Source organism: Ruegeria sp. CJ9 (assembly GCF_056536625.1).
On the sequence record NZ_JBQFPY010000001.1, the window covers coordinates 343,111 to 362,200 of the forward strand.

16 protein-coding genes are annotated in these 19,090 nt (G+C 57.6%); 10 read left to right on the forward strand and 6 right to left on the reverse strand.

Annotated features, from left to right (window positions below):
• Positions 1 to 5: 5 nt before the first annotated feature.
• Positions 6 to 1,076, forward strand: a complete 1,071-nt coding sequence (locus tag ACR0AJ_RS01755) for a site-2 protease family protein (protein ID WP_170374991.1) — start codon at positions 6 to 8, stop codon at positions 1,074 to 1,076.
• Here the strand turns inward: ACR0AJ_RS01755 and aroB are convergent, their stop codons facing one another.
• Both aroB and ACR0AJ_RS01765 read right to left on the reverse strand, forming a co-directional pair.
• Entirely contained in the window at positions 1,077 to 2,189 is a 1,113-nt protein-coding gene (gene aroB, locus ACR0AJ_RS01760) for a 3-dehydroquinate synthase (protein ID WP_480739929.1), read from the reverse strand.
• A complete protein-coding gene (locus ACR0AJ_RS01765) occupies positions 2,189 to 2,776 on the reverse strand; it encodes a shikimate kinase (RefSeq protein WP_170348466.1) in 588 nt (195 codons plus the stop codon). Before ACR0AJ_RS01765 ends, aroB begins: the two co-directional genes overlap by 1 nt.
• Before the next feature lie 79 nt (positions 2,777 to 2,855).
• Here ACR0AJ_RS01765 and ACR0AJ_RS01770 point away from each other — a divergent pair, with 79 nt between their 5' ends.
• The 4 genes from ACR0AJ_RS01770 to ACR0AJ_RS01785 all read left to right on the forward strand — a co-directional run bounded on the left by ACR0AJ_RS01770 (position 2,856) and on the right by ACR0AJ_RS01785 (position 6,845).
• The gene (locus ACR0AJ_RS01770) at positions 2,856 to 3,005 is read left to right on the forward strand and encodes a hypothetical protein (RefSeq protein ID WP_170348465.1); all 150 of its coding nucleotides are present in this window, start codon (positions 2,856 to 2,858) and stop codon (positions 3,003 to 3,005) included.
• Complete coding sequence (locus ACR0AJ_RS01775) at positions 2,995 to 4,518, forward strand: hypothetical protein (RefSeq protein WP_170348464.1); 1,524 nt, start codon at positions 2,995 to 2,997, stop codon at positions 4,516 to 4,518. The genes ACR0AJ_RS01770 and ACR0AJ_RS01775 overlap by 11 nt, the downstream gene beginning before the upstream one ends.
• Before the next feature lie 2 nt (positions 4,519 to 4,520).
• Positions 4,521 to 5,474: a tyrosine recombinase gene (locus tag ACR0AJ_RS01780; protein WP_480739930.1), complete on the forward strand. Its 954-nt coding sequence runs from the start codon at positions 4,521 to 4,523 to the stop codon at positions 5,472 to 5,474.
• 63 nt (positions 5,475 to 5,537) lie between these two features.
• Positions 5,538 to 6,845 carry an HlyC/CorC family transporter gene (locus tag ACR0AJ_RS01785; protein ID WP_170348462.1) on the forward strand — a complete coding sequence of 436 codons (1,308 nt, stop codon included), beginning with the start codon at positions 5,538 to 5,540 and terminating at the stop codon, positions 6,843 to 6,845.
• Between the two features lie 55 nt (positions 6,846 to 6,900).
• Here ACR0AJ_RS01785 and ACR0AJ_RS01790 read toward each other — a convergent pair whose 3' ends face one another.
• Positions 6,901 to 8,469 carry an ABC transporter substrate-binding protein gene (locus ACR0AJ_RS01790; RefSeq protein ID WP_480739932.1) on the reverse strand — a complete coding sequence of 523 codons (1,569 nt, stop codon included), beginning with the start codon at positions 8,467 to 8,469 and terminating at the stop codon, positions 6,901 to 6,903.
• A gap of 194 nt (positions 8,470 to 8,663) precedes the next feature.
• Here ACR0AJ_RS01790 and ACR0AJ_RS01795 point away from each other — a divergent pair, with 194 nt between their 5' ends.
• The 5 genes from ACR0AJ_RS01795 (at position 8,664) to ACR0AJ_RS01815 (ending at position 16,141) form a co-directional block, all read left to right on the forward strand.
• Positions 8,664 to 11,081, forward strand: a complete 2,418-nt coding sequence (locus tag ACR0AJ_RS01795; RefSeq protein WP_480739933.1) for a GcvT family protein — start codon at positions 8,664 to 8,666, stop codon at positions 11,079 to 11,081.
• A 31-nt stretch (positions 11,082 to 11,112) separates the two neighbouring features.
• Entirely contained in the window at positions 11,113 to 11,712 is a 600-nt protein-coding gene (locus tag ACR0AJ_RS01800) for a nucleotidyltransferase family protein (protein WP_170348459.1), read from the forward strand.
• 767 nt (positions 11,713 to 12,479) lie between these two features.
• Positions 12,480 to 13,916, forward strand: a complete 1,437-nt coding sequence (locus ACR0AJ_RS01805) for a DegQ family serine endoprotease (RefSeq protein ID WP_170348458.1) — start codon at positions 12,480 to 12,482, stop codon at positions 13,914 to 13,916.
• Positions 13,917 to 14,097: 181 nt separating this feature from the next.
• Positions 14,098 to 14,778, forward strand: a complete 681-nt coding sequence (locus ACR0AJ_RS01810; protein ID WP_170348457.1) for a response regulator transcription factor — start codon at positions 14,098 to 14,100, stop codon at positions 14,776 to 14,778.
• Positions 14,771 to 16,141, forward strand: a complete 1,371-nt coding sequence (locus ACR0AJ_RS01815; protein WP_480646434.1) for a sensor histidine kinase — start codon at positions 14,771 to 14,773, stop codon at positions 16,139 to 16,141. Before ACR0AJ_RS01810 ends, ACR0AJ_RS01815 begins: the two co-directional genes overlap by 8 nt.
• Here the strand turns inward: ACR0AJ_RS01815 and ACR0AJ_RS01820 are convergent.
• Genes ACR0AJ_RS01820 through ACR0AJ_RS01830 form a run of 3 tightly spaced genes read right to left on the reverse strand, consistent with a single transcriptional unit; the run spans position 16,138 to position 18,857 of the window.
• On the reverse strand, positions 16,138 to 16,599 hold the full coding sequence (locus ACR0AJ_RS01820; RefSeq protein WP_480739935.1) for a CYTH domain-containing protein: 462 nt from the start codon (positions 16,597 to 16,599) through the stop codon (positions 16,138 to 16,140). The genes ACR0AJ_RS01815 and ACR0AJ_RS01820 overlap by 4 nt on opposite strands.
• Positions 16,600 to 16,601: 2 nt before the next feature.
• Positions 16,602 to 17,357 (reverse strand): ParA family protein, encoded by a 756-nt coding sequence (locus tag ACR0AJ_RS01825; protein WP_480739936.1) that lies wholly within the window; start codon positions 17,355 to 17,357, stop codon positions 16,602 to 16,604.
• 3 nt (positions 17,358 to 17,360) lie between these two features.
• Positions 17,361 to 18,857: a CHAD domain-containing protein gene (locus ACR0AJ_RS01830; RefSeq protein WP_480739938.1), complete on the reverse strand. Its 1,497-nt coding sequence runs from the start codon at positions 18,855 to 18,857 to the stop codon at positions 17,361 to 17,363.
• Positions 18,858 to 19,090 lie beyond the last annotated feature (233 nt).

The window sequence follows — 19,090 nt, forward strand, 5'->3', positions numbered from 1 at the left end:
AAATCATGACATGGTCCTTCTCACTCGGCCGGTTTCTGGGGTCCGAGTTGAGGGTCCATGTCACCTTTTTCCTGCTGCTGGCTTGGGTCGGTTTCGCCGCCTATTCCCGCGGCGGGCTGCCAGCCGCCATCGAAAACCTGATCTTTGTGCTGGCTTTGTTTGCCTGCGTCGTCGCGCATGAATTCGGCCATGCGCTGATGGCACGGCGATACGGCATCAAAACCCCAGACATAACCTTGCTGCCAATTGGCGGTCTAGCGCGGCTGGAACGGATGCCCGAAAAGCCAATGCAAGAGGTTTGGGTGGCCCTTGCCGGTCCAGCGGTGAATATCGTCATCTGGATCATTCTGGTCGCGCTGGGGGCCGGTATGCCACTTGAGACAATGGCGCAGATCGACACCACTGTTCCGGGTCTGTTGAACCGTCTGGCATATGTGAATTTGCTGCTGGCCGCCTTCAATATGATACCAGCTTTCCCAATGGACGGCGGGCGGGTGTTCCGCGCCTTGTTATGTCTCAAAATGGATCGGGTGAAGGCAACCAAGATCGCGGCAATCGCAGGACAGATCGTGGCTGTCGCCTTTGGCTTTTGGGGGCTGAGTACCGGCAACGCCATTCTGGTCCTGATTGCGGTTTTCGTTTTTGTCGCCGCCAATTCCGAAAGTCAGGACGTGGCCATGCGTTCGGTCGCGCGGCGGGTTCTGGCGCGTGATGCGATGATCACTGAATTCCACGCTCTGTCCCCGTCCGATACGCTGGCGACGGCAGCGCAGGCAGTCATCCACACCACTCAGCACGAATTTCCCGTTTTGGATGATGACGGCGCATTGCTTGGGTTTGTCACCCGCGGTCGTCTTTTTGCAGCCCTAGCCGGGGAAACTCCGCGGTCCGACCCCGCCACGTCGGTCATGGAAACCAATATCCCAAGGGTGCAACTGACCAGCGGGCTTGAGATGGTTCTGGAAACGCTCCACAAGGGCGCACCGGCTATCGCCGTCTGCACGCAGACTGGTAAAATGGTCGGCTATATCACCCGGGAAAACATTGGTGAGCTGATGGTGATCCGGGGGCGCTGATCAGGCCGTCGCCAGGGCGTCTTCCAGCACGGATATCACCGCCTCACGCGGGACGTCCGATGTCACGAAAGCTTCACCGATCCCACGCGCCAGGATGAACCGCAATTGACCGTCGATGACCTTTTTGTCCTGCGCCATTAGATCGACCAAGGCTTCGGCCCCAGGCAGGTCGCCGGGGATGTCATTCAAATCGGTTTTCGTGCCCATAGCGCGCAAATGTGCCCGCACGCGGCTGGGGTCTTCCTGTGAACACAGACCCAGGCGCGACGACAGCTCGAACGCCAGCGCGCAGCCAATGGCGACGCCCTCGCCATGCAGCAGACGGTCGGAATAACCAGTGGCAGCCTCAAGCGCGTGACAGAAGGTATGGCCAAGGTTCAGCAGCGCGCGGTCGCCCTGCTCGGTCTCATCCCGCGCCACGATATCGGCCTTCATCTGCACCGAACGGGTTACGGCCCGCACCCGTGCGGCCATATCACCGCCTGAGACATCCGTTCCGTTGGTTTCCAGCCACTCAAAGAACGCTGCGTCTCCCAGCAGGCCGTATTTCACCACCTCGCCATAGCCTGAAAGGAAATCGCGCTGGGTCATCGACCCCAACACCGAAGTATCTGCCAGCACCAGCGACGGCTGATGGAATGCCCCGATCAAATTCTTGCCCTGCGGCGCGTTGATCCCGGTTTTGCCCCCCACCGAACTGTCGACCTGCGCCAGCAGCGAGGTCGGGATTTGCACAAACCGTACTCCGCGTCGCAAAGCCGCAGCGGCGAACCCCACCAGATCGCCAATCACACCGCCACCAAAGGCAACGACGACGTCGCGGCGTTCAATTTTCTCAGCCAGCAACCACTCTACAGTGCGTTCGAAATGCGGCCAGCTTTTGGTCGCTTCACCAGCGGGCAAAGTCAGCGACGTCATCTCGATCCCGGCGTGGGCTAAACCGTCACGCAAAGCGTCCAGATGCAGCGCGCCCACGTTCTCGTCCGTCACAACCGCCACTTTGGGCCGGTGCAACAACGGTGCGATCCGTGTACCGGCCTGAGCCAGCAATTCCGGGCCGATTTCTACATCATACGAGCGCTCGCCCAGCTCTACATGTACGGTTTGATGCATTACTTCCGTTCCAAAACATCGGGGCGTGTTGCCAGCGCATCCACCACCCGGTTCACCATATTCTCGATCGAGGTCTCGCCGTCGGACTCGGCGATCAAATCCGCCTTCGCATAAACCGGGACACGCTGTTCATACAAGCCGCGCAAAGTCGCATAAGGATCAGAGGTACGCAGCAAGGGGCGCGTGTCTTTGTGTTTGACGCGATTCCACAAAACCTCGAGTTCGGCCCGCAGCCAGACCGAGACCCCGCGTTCCGTGATCATTGTGCGGTTCTGTTCCGCCAGAAACGCGCCGCCACCGGTCGATAGGATGCCTTTTTCCTCATCCAGCAAACGCCCGATAACCTGAGATTCCTTAGCGCGGAAAAACGGTTCTCCGTCACGTTCGAAAATCTCGGGGATGGTCATATTGGCTGCCGATTCGATCTCGGCGTCGCTGTCGAGAAAGGGAACGCCCAGCCGCGCGGCCAGCGCACGGCCCACCGCCGTCTTTCCCGCCCCCATCATGCCTACAAGTACAACCGTTTTGTGCAGTGCAAAGCCCGCATCTGTGTCCGAGCTGTGGGTGTTATGCTTAATTTCGCTCATTTCACTGTGAATGACGTGATCTTAGGAAAAATGCTAGCTATAACTATGACAAAAGAGAAAATTGGGGCAGCGTTGAGCAATGGGCCGTCTAATCAAGTTCCTGTTATATCTGATTTGCCTGGGTTTTATCGGGCTGGTGGCATATGCCTATCTTGGGCCGTTTTTCGGTGCGGATTTCTCGGCGCCGCAAGACGAGATACGAGAGCCGGTAATCCTGAATGTCGAATAAGGCCGCAGTGTTCGCACTGTGTTTGGCCGGTTCGGCGCAAGCGCAGCAGGAACCTCTTTCTGTCATTGATTGGTTGAGCAACCCGCCAGAAAACCTGCCGGGAACCGTTTTGCTGGAACCGCCCGTGACACAGACCGGTGTGCGGCCAGATATCGAAGTCACACCGCTTGAGGCGCTGTCGCAACCGCTGGGGTTGGTGTCGTCCTCTGTAACGGGCCTGCCTGTGAGCCTATGGCAGAACAGTGATCCCGAACGGTTGGCGCAGCTGATCGCTCGGGTTCCTGTTAAGTACAACCCAGCAATGCAGCGGCTGTTATTCACGCTGCTATTGTCCGAAGCGCGGGCCCCTGCCGGGCCGAGTGCGGAGGAAACCCTCTTGTTAGCTCGCCTCGACCGCTTGATGCAGCTGGGCGCCGCCGATCCGACGCAATCGCTGGTGCAACTGGCCGGACCCACCGACAGCCGCGCGCGGTTTCAGCGTTGGTTCGATGCAACGCTACTGACCGGGGATGAGGATCGCAGCTGCACAGCGCTCATCGCGCAACCGCACCTATCGCTGGATTATGCAGCCCAGATTTTTTGCAAGGCGCGCCGAGGCGATTGGAACTCTGCCGCGCTAACGCTTGAGGCGGCCCATGCGCTGCAAGTCTTGCCCCCCGAGGATCTGGATGTGCTGGACCGCTTCCTGAGCCCCGAGCTGTTTGAGGATGCCGATTACCTTCCCCAGCCCGACAATCCCGATCCGCTGACTTTTCGATTGTTTGAAGCGATTGGCGAACGTTTGCCCTCGGCCCCTCTGCCGCGGGCTTTTGCCAACGCTGACCTGCGCGATGTGGCGGGCTGGAAAGCCCAGATCGAAGCGGCCGAACGCCTGACGCGGATTGGCGCGCTGACCCCTAACCAGCTATTGGGCTTGTATACCGAGCGTGCCCCGGCGGCGTCGGGTGCGGTCTGGGACCGGGTGTCAGCCATTCAGAAATTCGAAAACGCGCTGGAAACTGGTAAACCCGAAGCCATCGCCATGGCATTGCCCCTTGTGTGGGAACAGATGCGCAGTGTCGGGCTTGAGGTTCCCTTCGCCGATTTATTTGCTGGTCGCCTGTCACAAGTCTCTCTGCCGGATGACAAAGCCGAAAACCTGCGGTGGCGTATCCTGCTGCTGTCCGATCTCTATGAAACCGCAGCCGAGTCTCCGCCGGACAAATCAGAAGATGCGCTTTTTCTTACCGCTTTGGCGCAAGGTGATCCGGGGCGTGCGCGCAGCCCTTCACCTTTGGCCGATGCGGTGGCTCAAGGCTTTGCCTGGGCGGCGCCGATCCCATCGGACATTCAGGCGATGCTGAACAACAACCAGCTGGGCGAAGCTATTCTTGAAACGATGGAAATGTTTGCTCATGGCGCCAGGGGCAATCTGGTCGATCTGACGGCTGCCATTGCGACCCTACGCCAGGTGGGCCTTGAGGATACGGCGCGGCGTGCGGCCCTGAACCTTTTGATCCTGCAGGGCACATGATCATGGCGTCCCCGGCAACTTCTGAGCTTTGGATTTCCTCCTTCCTGCAAGCGCAGGCGGCCGAGCTTGGGGCAGCCAACAATACCCTGTTGGCCTATGGCCGCGACCTAAAGGATTTCGCCGCCTGGCTGCAGCGCCGCAAAACCAACTTTGCCGAGGCAGAGCGGGATCAGATCGAGGCATATCTGATCGACTGCGACACCCAAGGTCTGGCGCAGTCCACCCGTGCCCGACGATTGTCAGCGATCAAACAAATCTACCGTTTCGCGTTCGAGGAAGGCTGGCGCGACACCAACCCCGCCATTCAGATCAAAGGGCCTGGACGCCAAAAACGCCTGCCCAAAACGCTGGACGTACCCGAGGTGGACCGGCTGCTGCAAGCTGCCCGCCAGACCGGGCGCACTAAGGCCGACCGGGTGCGGAATACCTGCCTGATGGAAGTTCTCTATGCCACCGGTATGCGGGTGACCGAACTGGTCTCATTACCTGTGTCGTCAGCCCGCGGCGATCCGCGCATGTTGCTGGTGCTGGGCAAAGGCGGAAAAGAGCGGATGGTACCCCTATCTCCACCTGCACGTGACGCATTGGCGGTCTGGCTAAAGGTGCGGGATGAAGCCGAGGATCAAGTGGTTGCCGATGGCGGCCAGCGATCCAAGTTCCTGTTCCCCTCACGCGGCAAATCCGGGCATCTAACTCGGCATATGTTCTTTCTGCTGGTCAAGGAATTGGCCGTTCAGGGCGGCGTGTTACCGGAAAAAGTCACGCCGCACACGCTGCGCCACGCATTTGCGACGCATCTACTGGCCAACGGTGCCGATTTGCGGTCGATCCAGACCCTGCTGGGGCACGCGGATGTGGCGACTACCGAGATTTACACTCATGTTCTCGACGAACGTCTGGCCGAGCTGGTGTTAGAGCATCACCCACTGGCGAAAGACCCCGACAACAAGGGCTAACCCCTTGATCCGCAGGGGGCGCGCCCCCATAACGGATGCAGCAACACCAACAACCAAGGACCAATGGAACCCTCTTCTTCTCTGATCGACGGCGCATTCTGGTTTACCACAGGCGCCATTCTGCTTTTGCTCGTCCTGTCGGGCTTTTTCTCGGGTTCTGAAACGGCATTGACCGCATCGTCACGCGGCAAGTTGCGGGCGCAGGCCGACAAAGGCTCACGCGGGGCGCAAAAGGCGCTGGACATCACCGATGACAATGAACGGCTGATCGGCTCGGTCCTGCTGGGCAATAACCTTGTGAATATCCTTGCCGCCTCGCTGGCCACGGCCTTGTTCACCCGGTTGTTTGGCGAAAGCGGCGTGGCGCTGGCAACGCTTGTCATGACTTTGCTGGTACTGGTTTTCGCCGAAGTTCTGCCCAAGACCTATGCCATTACCAACGCGGAAAAAGCGGCAGCATTGGTCGCGCCGATCATCAGTATTGTGGTGACGGTTTTCTCGCCCATGGTCGCAGCCGTACGCCTGCTGGTGCGCGGTGTCTTGCGCTTGTTCGGTGTTCGGATCGACCCGGACAGCAACATTCTTGCCGTACGTGAAGAGATCGCGGGCGCGCTGCAGCTGGGCCATTCCGAAGGTGTGGTAGAAAAAGAAGACCGCGACCGCATCCTTGGCGCGCTGGATCTGGGTGATCGGACGGTGGAAGAGATCATGCTTCACCGCTCGAACATCGAGATGATCGATGCCGACGACGCGCCCGAGGCCATTCTGCAACAATGTCTGAAAAGCCCGCACACCCGTCTGCCCGTCTTCCGGGATGAGCCCGAAAACATCGTGGGTGTCGTGCACGCCAAGGACCTATTCCGCGCCATGTATGCCCATGCAGGTGCCAGTGAAAGTGACACCAACCGGCTAAAAGAATTCGATATCTCCAAAGTGGCAAACGACCCGTACTTTGTGCCGGAAACCACGACGCTGGACGACCAAATGCGGGAATTCCTGCGGATGCACAGCCATTTTGCACTGGTGGTCGACGAATACGGATCATTGCGCGGTTTGATCACGCTGGAAGATATCCTGGAAGAAATCGTGGGGGAAATCGCCGACGAGTTCGATATCGAAGAAGACGTTCCGGTGACCCGCACTGAAGACGGGCAGTATCTGGTCGAAGGCGCAATGACGATCCGCGACGCAAACCGCGCGATGGACTGGTCATTGCCAGATGATGAGGCGAATACAGTCGCCGGGCTTGTCATACATGAGGCACAGATGATCCCGGTAGTAGGTCAGGTCTTCTCATTCCACGGGTTTCGGTTCGAAGTCACCGCGAAGGACGGCAACCGGGTGACCGAGTTGAAAATCCGACCGCTGTAACTCGGCTAAAGAAAAAACCGGCGCCCACCATCGGGCGCCGGTTTCATTTCCGGGGTTACGCGAACCAGGTACGGCTAGCGACATAGCCATCCATCAGGTCACCGTTCGCATGTGCGGACCAACCCGTCACCTTGTCCGAATATCCGTCGATGAACTGATTGAACATCGGGTTGATCAGACCGCCCTCTTCCCAGACGATGCGCGCCATCTGGGCGTAGATGTCTTTGCGTTTAGCGGTGTCCAACTCGGCACGGGCTTTCAATACCAGCGCGTCGAACTCTTCGTTCTTAAAGTTGGTGTCGTTCCAGTCTGCGGTCGACAGATAGCCAACCGACCACATCTGATCCTGCACCGGACGCCCACCCCAGTAGGATGCACAGAACGGTTTGTTGTTCCACACTTCCGACCAGTAGCCGTCCGCCGGCTCACGCTGAATCTCAAGCGGGATACCAGCCGCTTTTGCCGACAGCTGGAACAATTGCGCCGCGTCAAGTGCACCGGCAAACGCGGCGTCAGACACATGCAGAACGATGGGCGAGCCGTCATGACCCGACGCTTTGTAGTGCTCAGCTGCCTTGGCCAGATCGAACTGGCGCTGCTCCATGGACGCATCGAACAGCGGATAGGCTTCGTTGATCGGAATATCGTTCCCGACCGAACCAAAACCGCGCAGAACCTTGTCGACCAGCTCTTCGCGATTGATGGCGTATTTCAGCGCCAGACGCAGGTCTTTGTTGTCAAACGGTGCGGTGTCGGTGTGCATGACAAAGATGTAATGCCCCCGGCCCGAGGTCGCGTTGATGGTTACGCCCGGCGCGCGGCCAAACAGCTTGGCGGTACGCGGTGGCACCACGTTAATGGCGTGTACCTGACCGGCCTGCAATGCTGCCGAACGTGCAGTGTCATCGTTCAGAACAAGGATCTCATGGCTGTCATAATGGCCAACGCTTTCATCCCAGTGGTTGGCGAACTTCTCGAACGCATAGCGCACTCCAGGTTCATCTGCGGTCACCTTGTAAGCACCGGTCGAAACCCCCTCGCCGGGGTTATCGATCCCGCCACCCGGCTGCATGACCAGGTGATAATCCGACATCAGATACGGCAGGTCTGCGTTGGGTGTGGTCAGCGTGATCACCACATAGTCACCGTCGACTCGCACATCCTCGATCCCGCGCATGATGCCCAAAGCACCCGACTGCGAATCTTCGTTCGAGTGGCGCGCCAGGGTCTGCTGTACATCTTCAGGCGTCAGTGTCTTGCCATTGTGGAATTCGACGCCTTTGCGGATCAGGAAAGTCCAGACCCTACCGTCCTCATTCGCTTCCCAGCTTTCCGCCAGGCTGGGTGCGATCCCACCATCAGTAGTCACCACGGTCAGGGTGTTTCCATAGGCCCGCAGCGCCTTGGCTGTCACATGCGACGCCGACAATGCCGGGTCCAATGAGTTGGTGCTTTCACCGCCCGTCAGCCCCAAAACGAAATGGCCCCCTTTTTTGGGCGTCTCGGCCAGACCGGCCTCGGCCCAGATCAGGTTCGCAGCAGTGGCTGTCAGGCCAAGTGCTGCGGCTTTGGCCATGAATTCACGGCGGCTCAACGCTTGGGGTTGGGGATCAAACTTGCTCATCTTATGTCCTTGCAGAGTAGTTACACAGGGTCCTTCCCGGATGCCTGGTAGATCGATTCCGTAACAGAACCGCTACACCCTTTAGCGGATGTTTTCCGCAGATGCGATTTGCTGCGGCGACACGTTTTGTCGCATTCAGAATTGCATCCTGTTCCTCACTGATCAGACTGGCAAAAACACTGACGGAGGCCTTCATGAAACTTGAAACCCGCGTAGCAGTTATTGGCGGTGGCGTCGTCGGTTGTTCCGTGCTGTACCACCTGACCAAACTGGGGTGGTCCGACGTCATGCTGCTGGAACGCTCAGAACTCACCAGCGGCTCAACCTGGCACGCGGCGGGCGGGTTCCACACGTTGAACGGTGACACCAACATGGCCGCGCTGCAGGGGTACACGATCCGCCTGTATAAAGAGCTGGAAGAGATCACCGGTATGTCTTGCGGTTTGCACCACGTAGGTGGCGTGACTTTAGCCGACAACCAGGACCGGTTCGACATGTTACTGGCCGAGCGCGCCAAGCATCGGTTCATGGGATTGGAGACCGAGATCGTCGGGCCGGACGAGATCAAGAAAATCGCGCCCATCACCAATACAGACGGCATCATCGGTGCGCTGTATGATCCGCTGGACGGGCATCTGGACCCATCGGGCACCACTCATGCTTATGCCAAGGCGGCTCGGATGGGTGGGGCCACGATCGAAACGCATTGTATGGTGCGCGAGACCAACCAGCGCCCCGATGGCACCTGGGATGTGGTCACCGACAAGGGCACCATTCACGCCGAACATGTAGTCAACGCCGGTGGCCTCTGGGCGCGCGAGGTTGGCGCGATGGCCGGTGTCTACTTCCCGCTGCACCCAATGGAACATCAGTATCTGGTGACAGATTCGATCCCGCAGATCGAAGCGATCATCGACGCTGGCGGAGAACACCCGCATGTCATGGACCCTGCCGGCGAAAGCTATTTGCGGCAAGAAGGGCGCGGGCTGTGCATCGGGTTCTATGAACAGCCCTGCAAGCCGTGGGCCGTCGACGGCACCCCGTGGGAGTTCGGGCATGAACTGCTGCCAGACGACTATGACAAGATCACGGACAGTATCGAATTCGCCTATCGTCGCTTTCCTGTTCTGGCCGAAGCCGGGGTGAAATCGGTGATCCACGGACCGTTTACCTTTGCACCGGACGGGAACCCTCTGGTCGGGCCGGTACCGGGCATGCGAAACTATTGGTCGGCCTGCGGCGTGATGGCCGGATTCAGCCAGGGTGGCGGAGTTGGCCTGACGTTAGCGCAATGGATGATCGAGGGCGAACCGGAACGTGATGTCTTTGCGATGGACGTGGCCCGGTTCGGAGATTGGATCAGCCCCGGGTACACCCGCCCGAAAGTGATCGAAAATTATCAAAAGCGCTTCAGCGTCGCCTACCCGAATGAGGAACTGCCCGCCGCGCGCCCGAACCGAACAACCCCGATGTACGATATTTTCAGCGATCTGGGCGCTGTCTGGGGTCAGCAATACGGATTGGAAGTCCCGAACTATTTTGCCCAAGGAGACGAGCCGGACTATGAAACTCCCTCATTCCGTCGCTCGGACGCGTTTGACGCGACGGGGCGCGAAGTGCGCGCCGTTCGCAACAGTGTCGGCATCAACGAGGTCCACAATTTCGGCAAGTACCGCATTGCCGGCCCTACGGCCCGCGCGTGGCTGGATCGGATTATGGCCGGACGCATTCCACAACCTGGCCGAGTGTCTCTGACACCGATGCTATCACCCAGGGGTAAACTGATCGGAGACTTTACCGTTTCGTGCCTGGCTGAAGGCGAGTTTCAACTGACCGCATCATACGGCAGTCAGGCGTTCCACATGCGCTGGTTCCTGACACATCAGCAGAACGGCGTACAAATCGATAACATCAGCGACCGGTTGAACGGGTTTCAGATCGCGGGTCCAAAAGCAAAGCAAGTCCTGGACGCCTGCACCCGCGACAATGTTTCGGACCTCAGCTTTCTAGACGTGCGGCGTATGACCGTTGGCATGACCGACTGCATCGTGCAGCGGGTCAGCTATACCGGCGATCTGGGGTACGAGATTTATTGCGATCCGATGGCACAAAGACAGCTCTGGTGGGTTCTATGGCAGGCTGGGCAACCGCACGGGATGGTGCCGTTTGGAATGCGTGCGATGATGAGCCTGCGTCTGGACAAGTTCTTTGGCTCATGGATGAGGGAATTCTCACCTGACTATACCGCCGCGGAAACAGGTCTGGATCGGTTCATATCATTCTCGAAAAACGCCGATTTCATCGGCCGAACCGCCGCCGAGCAAGACCGATCGCAGGGCCCGGCGCGCAAATTGGTGGCATTTGAGGTGGACGCCGACGACGCCGATGTGAATGCGTATGAACCGATCTGGTTGGACGGTAAGGTTGTTGGCTTCTGCACGTCTGGCGGATACTCGCACCATGCCCAAAGATCGGTTGCAATGGGGTTCTTGCCCGTGGACCGGGTGATTGACGGACTGCAGGTCGAAATCGAAATCCTTGGTCAACTGTGTAAGGCTAGGGTGATCTCGGAACCACTATTTGACGCAGATGGCGCACGCATGCGGGGATGACTCTGCCCTGTTGCGGCGGCATGGTGGTGGTATGACACAAATACCCATAATTCTATTGGCCGCTGGGCAATCCAGCCGCATGGGCGGCCAAGACAAGCTGTTGCAGATCATCGACGGCCAACCCTTGCTACGTCGCGCGGCATTGATTGCCGGGCTAGCGGCACCAGTCATCGTCGCATTGCCCTCCGCCCCGCATCTCCGTTACCAAGCCCTTGATGGATTGGATCTGCATCAGGTCGAAATTCCGGATGCCCAAGAAGGTATGAATGCCAGCCTGCGCGGCGCACTTGCGCACGTGTCTCCCGAAGCGAGCGGCGCAATGATCTTGCTGGCAGATTTGCCGGACATCACAACCGAAGATTTGCTTGCAGTGCTATCCGCGGTCCAGGCCCACCCGGACAACCTGATATGGCGCGGCGCCACAGAGAACGGCAAACCAGGTCATCCGGTCATCTTTGATCGCAGCCTGTTTGATCAGCTCAGCCGTCTGACAGGAGACGAAGGTGCGCAATCCGTGGTGCGCGCGCATGCGGACAAGGTGCATCTGCACGCCCTGCCCGGCCAACACGCGTTGCTGGATTTGGATACGCCCGCGGATTGGGCGACATGGCGCGCAAAGCGGACCATCTAAAATCGACAGGTCTGAAAGTAAGTCGGCCCGGTCGATAACGACCGGGCCGGTACCCAAAACAGGACTACCACTTTTCATCAATCCCGGAAACGCGGCCAATAATGTCTGTCGACACTCTGGCTATTCCGCCGCCGAACCTAAACAAGACCCCCTCGTTAACATGCCGCTCAGCGTTTCCAGTGACTGTGACAAGCCTTGGGCACCCCCTAGTGCCTTTGGCTCCCCCTCGCTTGGGCACGTTCATCGTCACCCATCCGTTGGATTCAAACAACGTAAAATTGGAAAGAACGGTTAATTTTGCCGATATCAGGATGGTTTTTCCGCAACATTTATTAAGCGTGAATCAACCATAAGATGAGTGCCATTTTTGCTCGAAACACCACATTTCACCATTAAGCATAAACCTAATGTGCTATCTGGTCTAAATGTTATAAATTGTTTTCGATAATCGCATTAACACTTGAAGGTCGACACAACCAAGACGGTATCACCTGAAAATCGGAGTTTGCGACGGCTGACTTGTTAACGATTTTGATTCAATTCAACCTTTTTCGCGCTTTGGCGTCCAAACCGGCAACAATCCACCGATTCGTGCTCAGTGATTCGCACAAATCCTCCGACTCCAGTCCTCGAACGTCGCGATAGAACCGCTAGTTTGTGGCAAAATTAAGATATCTTAACAATTCGCTCAGGAAACACACAGAGTGAAGGCGCATCTCCTGTTTCAACGCGCGGCCGCACCCGCGTGATATAAACAGGAGATAAAAATGAGCATCCGCAAGTCCTCACTTCTTTTGCCCGGGACAGCCAGTTGGGTTGGCGCTGGCGCACTGAGCGCCGCATTGCTGGCGACCACCGCCCTGCCCTCGATGGCCGACGAAGCACTGGCCGATCTTGTTGAAAATGTATCGCCCTCGGTCGTCACCATCATCGCCGAACAAGGTGCCACACCGGTTCCCACGCAGGGACAGGAGTTTGACTTTGACCAACACCCGTTCGGAGAATTTTTCAAACGCTTCGGCGCGCCCGAAGGGTTTAACGCCCCGCAGCGTGGACCGGCACAAGGTCTGGGTTCGGGTTTCGTTTTGGATGAAGCGGGTTACATCGTTACCAATCACCATGTCGTAGACAATGCCGAGTCCGTAACGGTTCGCATGTCGGACGACCGTACGTTTGACGCCGAGGTTATTGGCACCGACCCGCTGACCGACATCGCAGTTCTGAAGATCGACGCAGATGAAACCCTGCAGGCGGTTGAACTGGGTGACAGCGACGCCATCCGCGTGGGCGAAGACGTCGTAGCCATCGGCAACCCGTTCGGGCTGCATTCAACCGTGACGACCGGTATCGTATCGGCCAAAGGGCGCAACATCTCGCAAGGGCCGTATGCTGAATTCATTCAAACCGACGCAGCTATCAACAAAGGCAACTCGGGTGGTCCGCTGTTCAACATGGAAGGTGAAGTCGTCGGCGTAAATTCGGCGATCTACTCGCCCACCGGTGGCTCAGTGGGTCTGGGGTTTGCGGTGACATCGAACATTGTGGAACACATCGCGGCCGACCTGCGCGATGACGGCCAGGTCAGCCGGGGTTGGCTGGGTGTGTCGATCCAGAATGTCAGCCCCGAGCTTGCGGCAGCCATGGGCATCGATAGCTCAATCGGCGCGCTGGTTGCGGACGTTGTTGCCGACAGCCCGGCCGAGGGCGTTCTGCAACAGGGTGATGTCATTCTGACCTTCAACGATGAAGTGGTCGATTCCAGCAGCGATCTTCCGGTCCTTGTCGGCACCACCAAAGTGGGCACTGACAGCGTTCTGACCGTTCTGCGCGATGGCAAGGAACAACAGATCGAGTTGACCGTCGGCCAGCATCAAAGCGCATCGGCCCAGATCGATAAGTCAGTGGACGAAACCGTCTCGGGCACTGCTTTGGGCGTAACTATTGCACCGCTGACCGACACCAACCGCGCCGAGATGGGTGTGGCTGATAATGTCGATGGTGTGATCGTCACTGACCTGAAACCCGATAGCCCGGCAGCCAAAGCCGGTCTGCAACGGGGCGATGTGATCGTGAAACTGGGCGGCCAGGAAACCGCAACACCGGACGCGTTGAAGGCCGCTCTGGACAGCGAAAAAACCGACCCCGCGCTTGTTCTTATCAATCGCGGTGGAAACCAGATCTTTGTAGCGGTGGAAATCGCCTGATCTGACACCAGCGCGCGCCACGTGATGGGGAAATCTGGCGGGCGCCTCCTCGGTGGTTTGAATTGTCCGCAAACCTCCGAGACTGCCGGGTGCGATACACCGCACCCGGCAGATTGATTAGCCAACCCATGTGCTTTGCCCAAAAATTGTGTTTAAATCCCGGTAGAAAGGAACTCGCATCATGAGCCGTCGCTTGCTGATCGTCGAAGATGATGAAGACACACGAGAGTTCATCGCCAAGGGATTTGGCGAAGAAGGTTATGTCATCGAGCAGGCCGAGGACGGCCGGGAAGGTCTTTACCATGCCACCGACGGCGGGTTTGACGCGGTTGTTCTGGACCGGATGTTGCCGGGTTTGGATGGCCTGTCGCTGATCAAATCGATGCGTGCGGCGGGCGTTAAAACGCCGGTTCTGATGCTAACCGCCATGAGCGCCGTTGATGAACGTGTCAAAGGGCTGCGTGCCGGTGCGGATGACTATCTGGTCAAACCGTTCTCGTTCCAGGAATTGCACGCCCGGATCGAGGCCCTTCTGCGCCGACCGCAAGAGGCCGAGGAAAGCCCGACCCTGAATTGCCGCGACCTTGAGATGGACCTGCTGACCCGCAAGGTCACCCGCAACGGGCGCGAGATCACCCTCACCCCGCGTGAGTTTCAGATCCTCGAGTTTTTCCTGCGCCGGAAGAACCGCGTGGTATCGCGCACCATGCTGCTTGAGGGGGTTTGGGACTATCACTTCGACCCCAATACCAATGTGGTCGATGTCCATATCTCGAAACTTCGGCGTCAACTGGACGAAGGCGGCGAGCCGCCGTTGATTGAAACCGTCCGGGGCGCCGGTTACATGATATCTGATGGATAACCTGCGACTTTCCTTTAACAATTCACGCACACGCCTCGTACTGGCCAGCATGGTCCTCAGTACCTTGCTGACCGCGACCGTGCTGGCGTTGGTCTATGTAACGGCGAACCGCAGCATTGAAAGCGAGACACGCTCGGTCGTGTCGGCAGAGCTGACAGGGTTGGCGGATGAATACGAACGCCGAGGCCTGATCGGGTTGATGCGGGCGATTGAGCGGCGTCTTCCAACCGCCGCAGACCGCGATGCGTTATATCTTCTGACCGATCGCTTTGGCGTCAACCTGGCTGGCAACCTCAAACAATGGCCCGAGAATATCGCAGCCGGAAGCGGCTGGGTCGATCTGGAACTGCGCCGGGCCGAAAATGATGAATTGGTGCCCGTCTCGGCCGCCTCGGTTAGCCTGCCCGGCGGTGAACGCCTGCTGGTAGGACGCGACGCACTGGCGCGGCAGCAATTCGACCGGGTTCTGCTGCGGTCGGTCGGCATCGCGCTGGCAATTGCCCTGGCGCTGAGTGTACTCACCGGTTGGCTATTCACCCGCCTGGTCTTTTCTCGCTTGTCCGATATCGCCAACACGGCAGAGAACATCGTATCGGGCGACCTAACCCGGCGCATGCCCCTGCGCGGCACTGGGGACGAATTCGATCAGGTATCCGGGACACTCAACACCATGCTGGACCGGATTGAGGAACTGGTTAGCAATCTGCGTACAACGTCAAACTCAATCGCCCACGATCTGCGCTCGCCCCTGTCGCGGTTGAAGCAACGAGTAGAAACGCTGTCTGACCCTTCGAAAACGGATCAAGAGCGCGAGATTGATATCGCGCGGGCCAGTGTGGAAATCGACCATGTGTTGCGAGTATTGGGGCAACTGACCGAAATCTCACGCGCCGAAGCTGGTGTTGGTCGGGAACAATTCGAACCGGTCGATCTTCAGCAACTGGTGGCGGATGTAGTGGAGCTTTACGATCCCGTGGCAGTCGATCAGGGTATCCAGCTTGAGGTCACGGGTACAGCAGCGCCAATACCGGGGCATCGCCCGCTGTTGTCCCAGGCCCTGTCGAACCTGCTGGAAAACGCGATGCGCTATGCGCCGCAGGACACCACTGTCACGATCCACCTGTCCGAAGATGGTGCCTATACAAATCTGAGCGTTCGCGATCGTGGTCCCGGCGTTCCGCAAGAAGACCTGCCGCGCCTACAAATGCCGTTTGTCACACTGGACCCGGCCCGAACCGAGCGGAATGCCGGTCTGGGCCTGGCCCTTGTCGCTGCGATTTCCCACATGCATGGCGGCGCGTTTGAAGCCAGCAATTGCAATCCGGGGCTTGAAGCGAAAATCAAATTGGCGCGCAAACCCTAAGTGGGCACGCCGTTGATTGCCATTGTCTTGTTTTTATAGCGTTTATCAGCGGTAACATCCTCACCGAACCAATCCGGCGGAGTGTAGGCCATAGCCTCGACATCGGTCTCAAATTCCACCTCGACCAACTGCAGCGGGGCCAGATCGCCCTGAAACACGTCCAACTCGAACGCGCGCCCGTCGGATAACTGGCCTGTGAAACGTTCCTTTTCCACTCGGCGCCCATCAGTTTCCGGCCAGAATGTTTCGAATTGCTCGGCCGTAATTTCAGCCTCACGCTCTACCCGCACCATCGAGCCGCCACCTTTGAGGGTTAGGAAGAACCGGTCATTCTTTTGACGCAGGCGCAGTTCGGTGGAATCGTCGGGCGCAGTCAAATATCCCTGCCGCACGACAGCTTTCTCTGCGCCGCTGAGGTCCGGCAGGTCTGCGACCAAAAACTTGCGTTCAATTTCCATGCTCATTTGCTTGAAATCACTCCGTTTTCCAATTCATCGAACAACGACTGATAGGCAGAGCTGGCGTCACTGCGACCAGCAAAGATACTGACCGGGGCGCGGTTTTGGCCCATACGTTCGATATCGGTGGCAAAAGGTATTTCGGTTTGCAGGAACCGTTTTTTGTACTGTTTACGCATCTTCTCCATCGTTTCCAGATGCAAGGTTTTGCGCCGCTGCACCATCGAAAAGAACGCTCTAATCTTCTTCTTGGGCAGCTTCTGTTGGTCAAAGAAGGCCACCAACTGCGCAAGCGTTCGCTCGGACAAAGTGGTCGGAATGACCGGCACCACGATCTGATCCGCCGCCTTAAAAACGTTCTCGGACAGGGTCGAAAAGTTCGGGGGGCAATCCAGAATGATCACGTCGTAGTCACTGCCGGCGGCGGCCAGAGCCTTTTTCAACCGGGATCGCTTGTTTCTCATACGCGATAGGAACACGTCAAAGTCGCGGAAGGTCAGGTTCGCTGGCAACACGTCCAGCCCTTCGAAATCACTGGCCTTGATAGATTTGGTGAACCGGGAAACATCCTCGAAAAACCGCGCGTCGGTCAGCTTTTTTGAAGGTTTTACCCGAAAATAGAACCCCGCCGCACCCTGCGGATCAAGGTCGCACAACAACACGGTGTACCCTGCTTGCGCATAGGCATAGGCCAGGTTTACCGAGGTTGCGGTTTTACCCACACCACCCTTGTTGCTGTAGCAGGCAATGATCTTCATCAGTCAATCCTCCTTTTGGCGAAACAGGGCTCGGAACAGGTTCTGAATCTCGGGGCTATCGAAATGCTGAAAATTGGCAATCACGTGGTCACGCTCTGCTTTTTGGCGCTGGTCGAGTACGGCGATCAGCCCTCCGGCGGCCATGGCAAGCGGCGCACTTGTCCGATTTCGGGCATCACTTTGAGTGGAAACAAAATTAAGCAGCGCCTCTTGTTGCACCGAATAGTCATTGAACAAACCCAAATTATCTTGCATTTTTTTCAATGGCTTAATGAGCGTTTTGAAATCACTCTTGTCGAACAAAGGCCCAAAGAACTCCATCAGATAGCGCAACTTCTTGCAATCTATCCGCAGTTTATGCACCGCCTCGTCTGGAGTTTTCGGGGTAATCCCACGGGCAAGCTTGCATACTTTTCGGTAGCGTTTCCAGATCAACGAACGGGCATAGTCATAAGCTTTGCGCTCGGCGTTGGGTCCGGGTTCCAACCGTTTGGTATCAGCAAACAGTGCTAGAAGTTGCTTCATCTGTCTGCCATAGGCGGCACTGCGCAAACGCCGACTCAGCACAGCAAGTTCGCGGTTACGTTCTTTTTCAAACTGCGCGAACATCGCCTCGGCACCAGGATGAAGGTTAGGCGGTATTAGGTTGAAGTAAATGTCTTTTTCCAAAAGATAGACATCCAAATCTCGCACCCGCCCGGTAGACGCCATCAGGTCCGAGAATTCGCGTTTTAGTGCGCTTATCTGCTCTGGCGAAAACACGCCTTTGAACAGGCTTAGTACGGACCGCACGCGCCTGAGCGAGACGCGATAATCATGCAGAAATTCCGTGTCTATATCCGCGACAATTCCCGCCTCGTTCTTGCGCGCGACCTCCAGATAGGTGCGGATGATATCCACCGCCACTTCGATCGAGGGTTCCTGTTTGCCCAACTCGATATCGGGTTTGGCATTGTAGGCAGGGAAATCTGCAAAAAAGCCTTGCATGACCACCTCTGCACCTGACGCGCCAGCCGCCAATTCCTCTAGCGCCAAACAGACCTTTTGAAAGGGGCGTTTATACCCGCGCAGGGGTTGAACGGTCAGGATCGTCACCTGCCCGTGGTGTGTGCCCAAAGTCAGGGCGCGGCCGCGAACTTGTGTTTTTTGCAGATCGTCCAATACGGCAAAGGTGCTGCTTTTGATGGTGCCAGAGCCGATACACATAAGCGCGCGCAACTTTGGGAAATCTTTCAACGCCGCGCGGACAGGTCCATCCGGCAGGTCCTGTACGAACATGCCTGTGCCGCAGCCATCTTGAAACAGAAAGTCCCTGTCGTTCAGCAGCTGCAACGAGCCGCCTGTTTCGATCAATAACCGCCCTTTAGCCCGTAGCGACTGATCATGGCTGTCTAGCAGGTCAAAGGAGCGGGCAGCGGAATGCGGTTCAAACGCGATCGTCAACCCCTTAACTAATCCTGAGAATTCGTCCTGGTCGAACTTGCCTGAAAGGACGAACACCCTGCGTTTCCGCCCCATCACCCGCGCCTCGTTTTCAAGGCATCAAGGCTTCGTAGTGCCGTGCCATCGAACTGCCAGCGCGGGTTCTTGCCGTGTCTCTTAGCGGTCTCCCGGTTCTTGAACATCGGCACCCTCATGACAGCATGGTGCCATGAAATCGCATACTATTCCGTCTGGCAAGCTTGATGTCTTACTGACCGTGCGTCAGGTCGACAGCCCCTAAACACCCCGCT

Coding starts and splice junctions, on each gene's coding strand:
- ACR0AJ_RS01755 (WP_170374991.1), top strand. CDS start 6: ATGACATGGTCCTTCTCACTCGGCCGGTTTCTGGGGTCCGAGTTGAGG.
- aroB (WP_480739929.1), bottom strand. CDS start 2,189: ATGCATCAAACCGTACATGTAGAGCTGGGCGAGCGCTCGTATGATGTA.
- ACR0AJ_RS01765 (WP_170348466.1), bottom strand. CDS start 2,776: ATGAGCGAAATTAAGCATAACACCCACAGCTCGGACACAGATGCGGGC.
- ACR0AJ_RS01770 (WP_170348465.1), top strand. CDS start 2,856: ATGGGCCGTCTAATCAAGTTCCTGTTATATCTGATTTGCCTGGGTTTT.
- ACR0AJ_RS01775 (WP_170348464.1), top strand. CDS start 2,995: ATGTCGAATAAGGCCGCAGTGTTCGCACTGTGTTTGGCCGGTTCGGCG.
- ACR0AJ_RS01780 (WP_480739930.1), top strand. CDS start 4,521: ATGGCGTCCCCGGCAACTTCTGAGCTTTGGATTTCCTCCTTCCTGCAA.
- ACR0AJ_RS01785 (WP_170348462.1), top strand. CDS start 5,538: ATGGAACCCTCTTCTTCTCTGATCGACGGCGCATTCTGGTTTACCACA.
- ACR0AJ_RS01790 (WP_480739932.1), bottom strand. CDS start 8,469: ATGAGCAAGTTTGATCCCCAACCCCAAGCGTTGAGCCGCCGTGAATTC.
- ACR0AJ_RS01795 (WP_480739933.1), top strand. CDS start 8,664: ATGAAACTTGAAACCCGCGTAGCAGTTATTGGCGGTGGCGTCGTCGGT.
- ACR0AJ_RS01800 (WP_170348459.1), top strand. CDS start 11,113: ATGACACAAATACCCATAATTCTATTGGCCGCTGGGCAATCCAGCCGC.
- ACR0AJ_RS01805 (WP_170348458.1), top strand. CDS start 12,480: ATGAGCATCCGCAAGTCCTCACTTCTTTTGCCCGGGACAGCCAGTTGG.
- ACR0AJ_RS01810 (WP_170348457.1), top strand. CDS start 14,098: ATGAGCCGTCGCTTGCTGATCGTCGAAGATGATGAAGACACACGAGAG.
- ACR0AJ_RS01815 (WP_480646434.1), top strand. CDS start 14,771: ATGGATAACCTGCGACTTTCCTTTAACAATTCACGCACACGCCTCGTA.
- ACR0AJ_RS01820 (WP_480739935.1), bottom strand. CDS start 16,599: ATGGAAATTGAACGCAAGTTTTTGGTCGCAGACCTGCCGGACCTCAGC.
- ACR0AJ_RS01825 (WP_480739936.1), bottom strand. CDS start 17,357: ATGAAGATCATTGCCTGCTACAGCAACAAGGGTGGTGTGGGTAAAACC.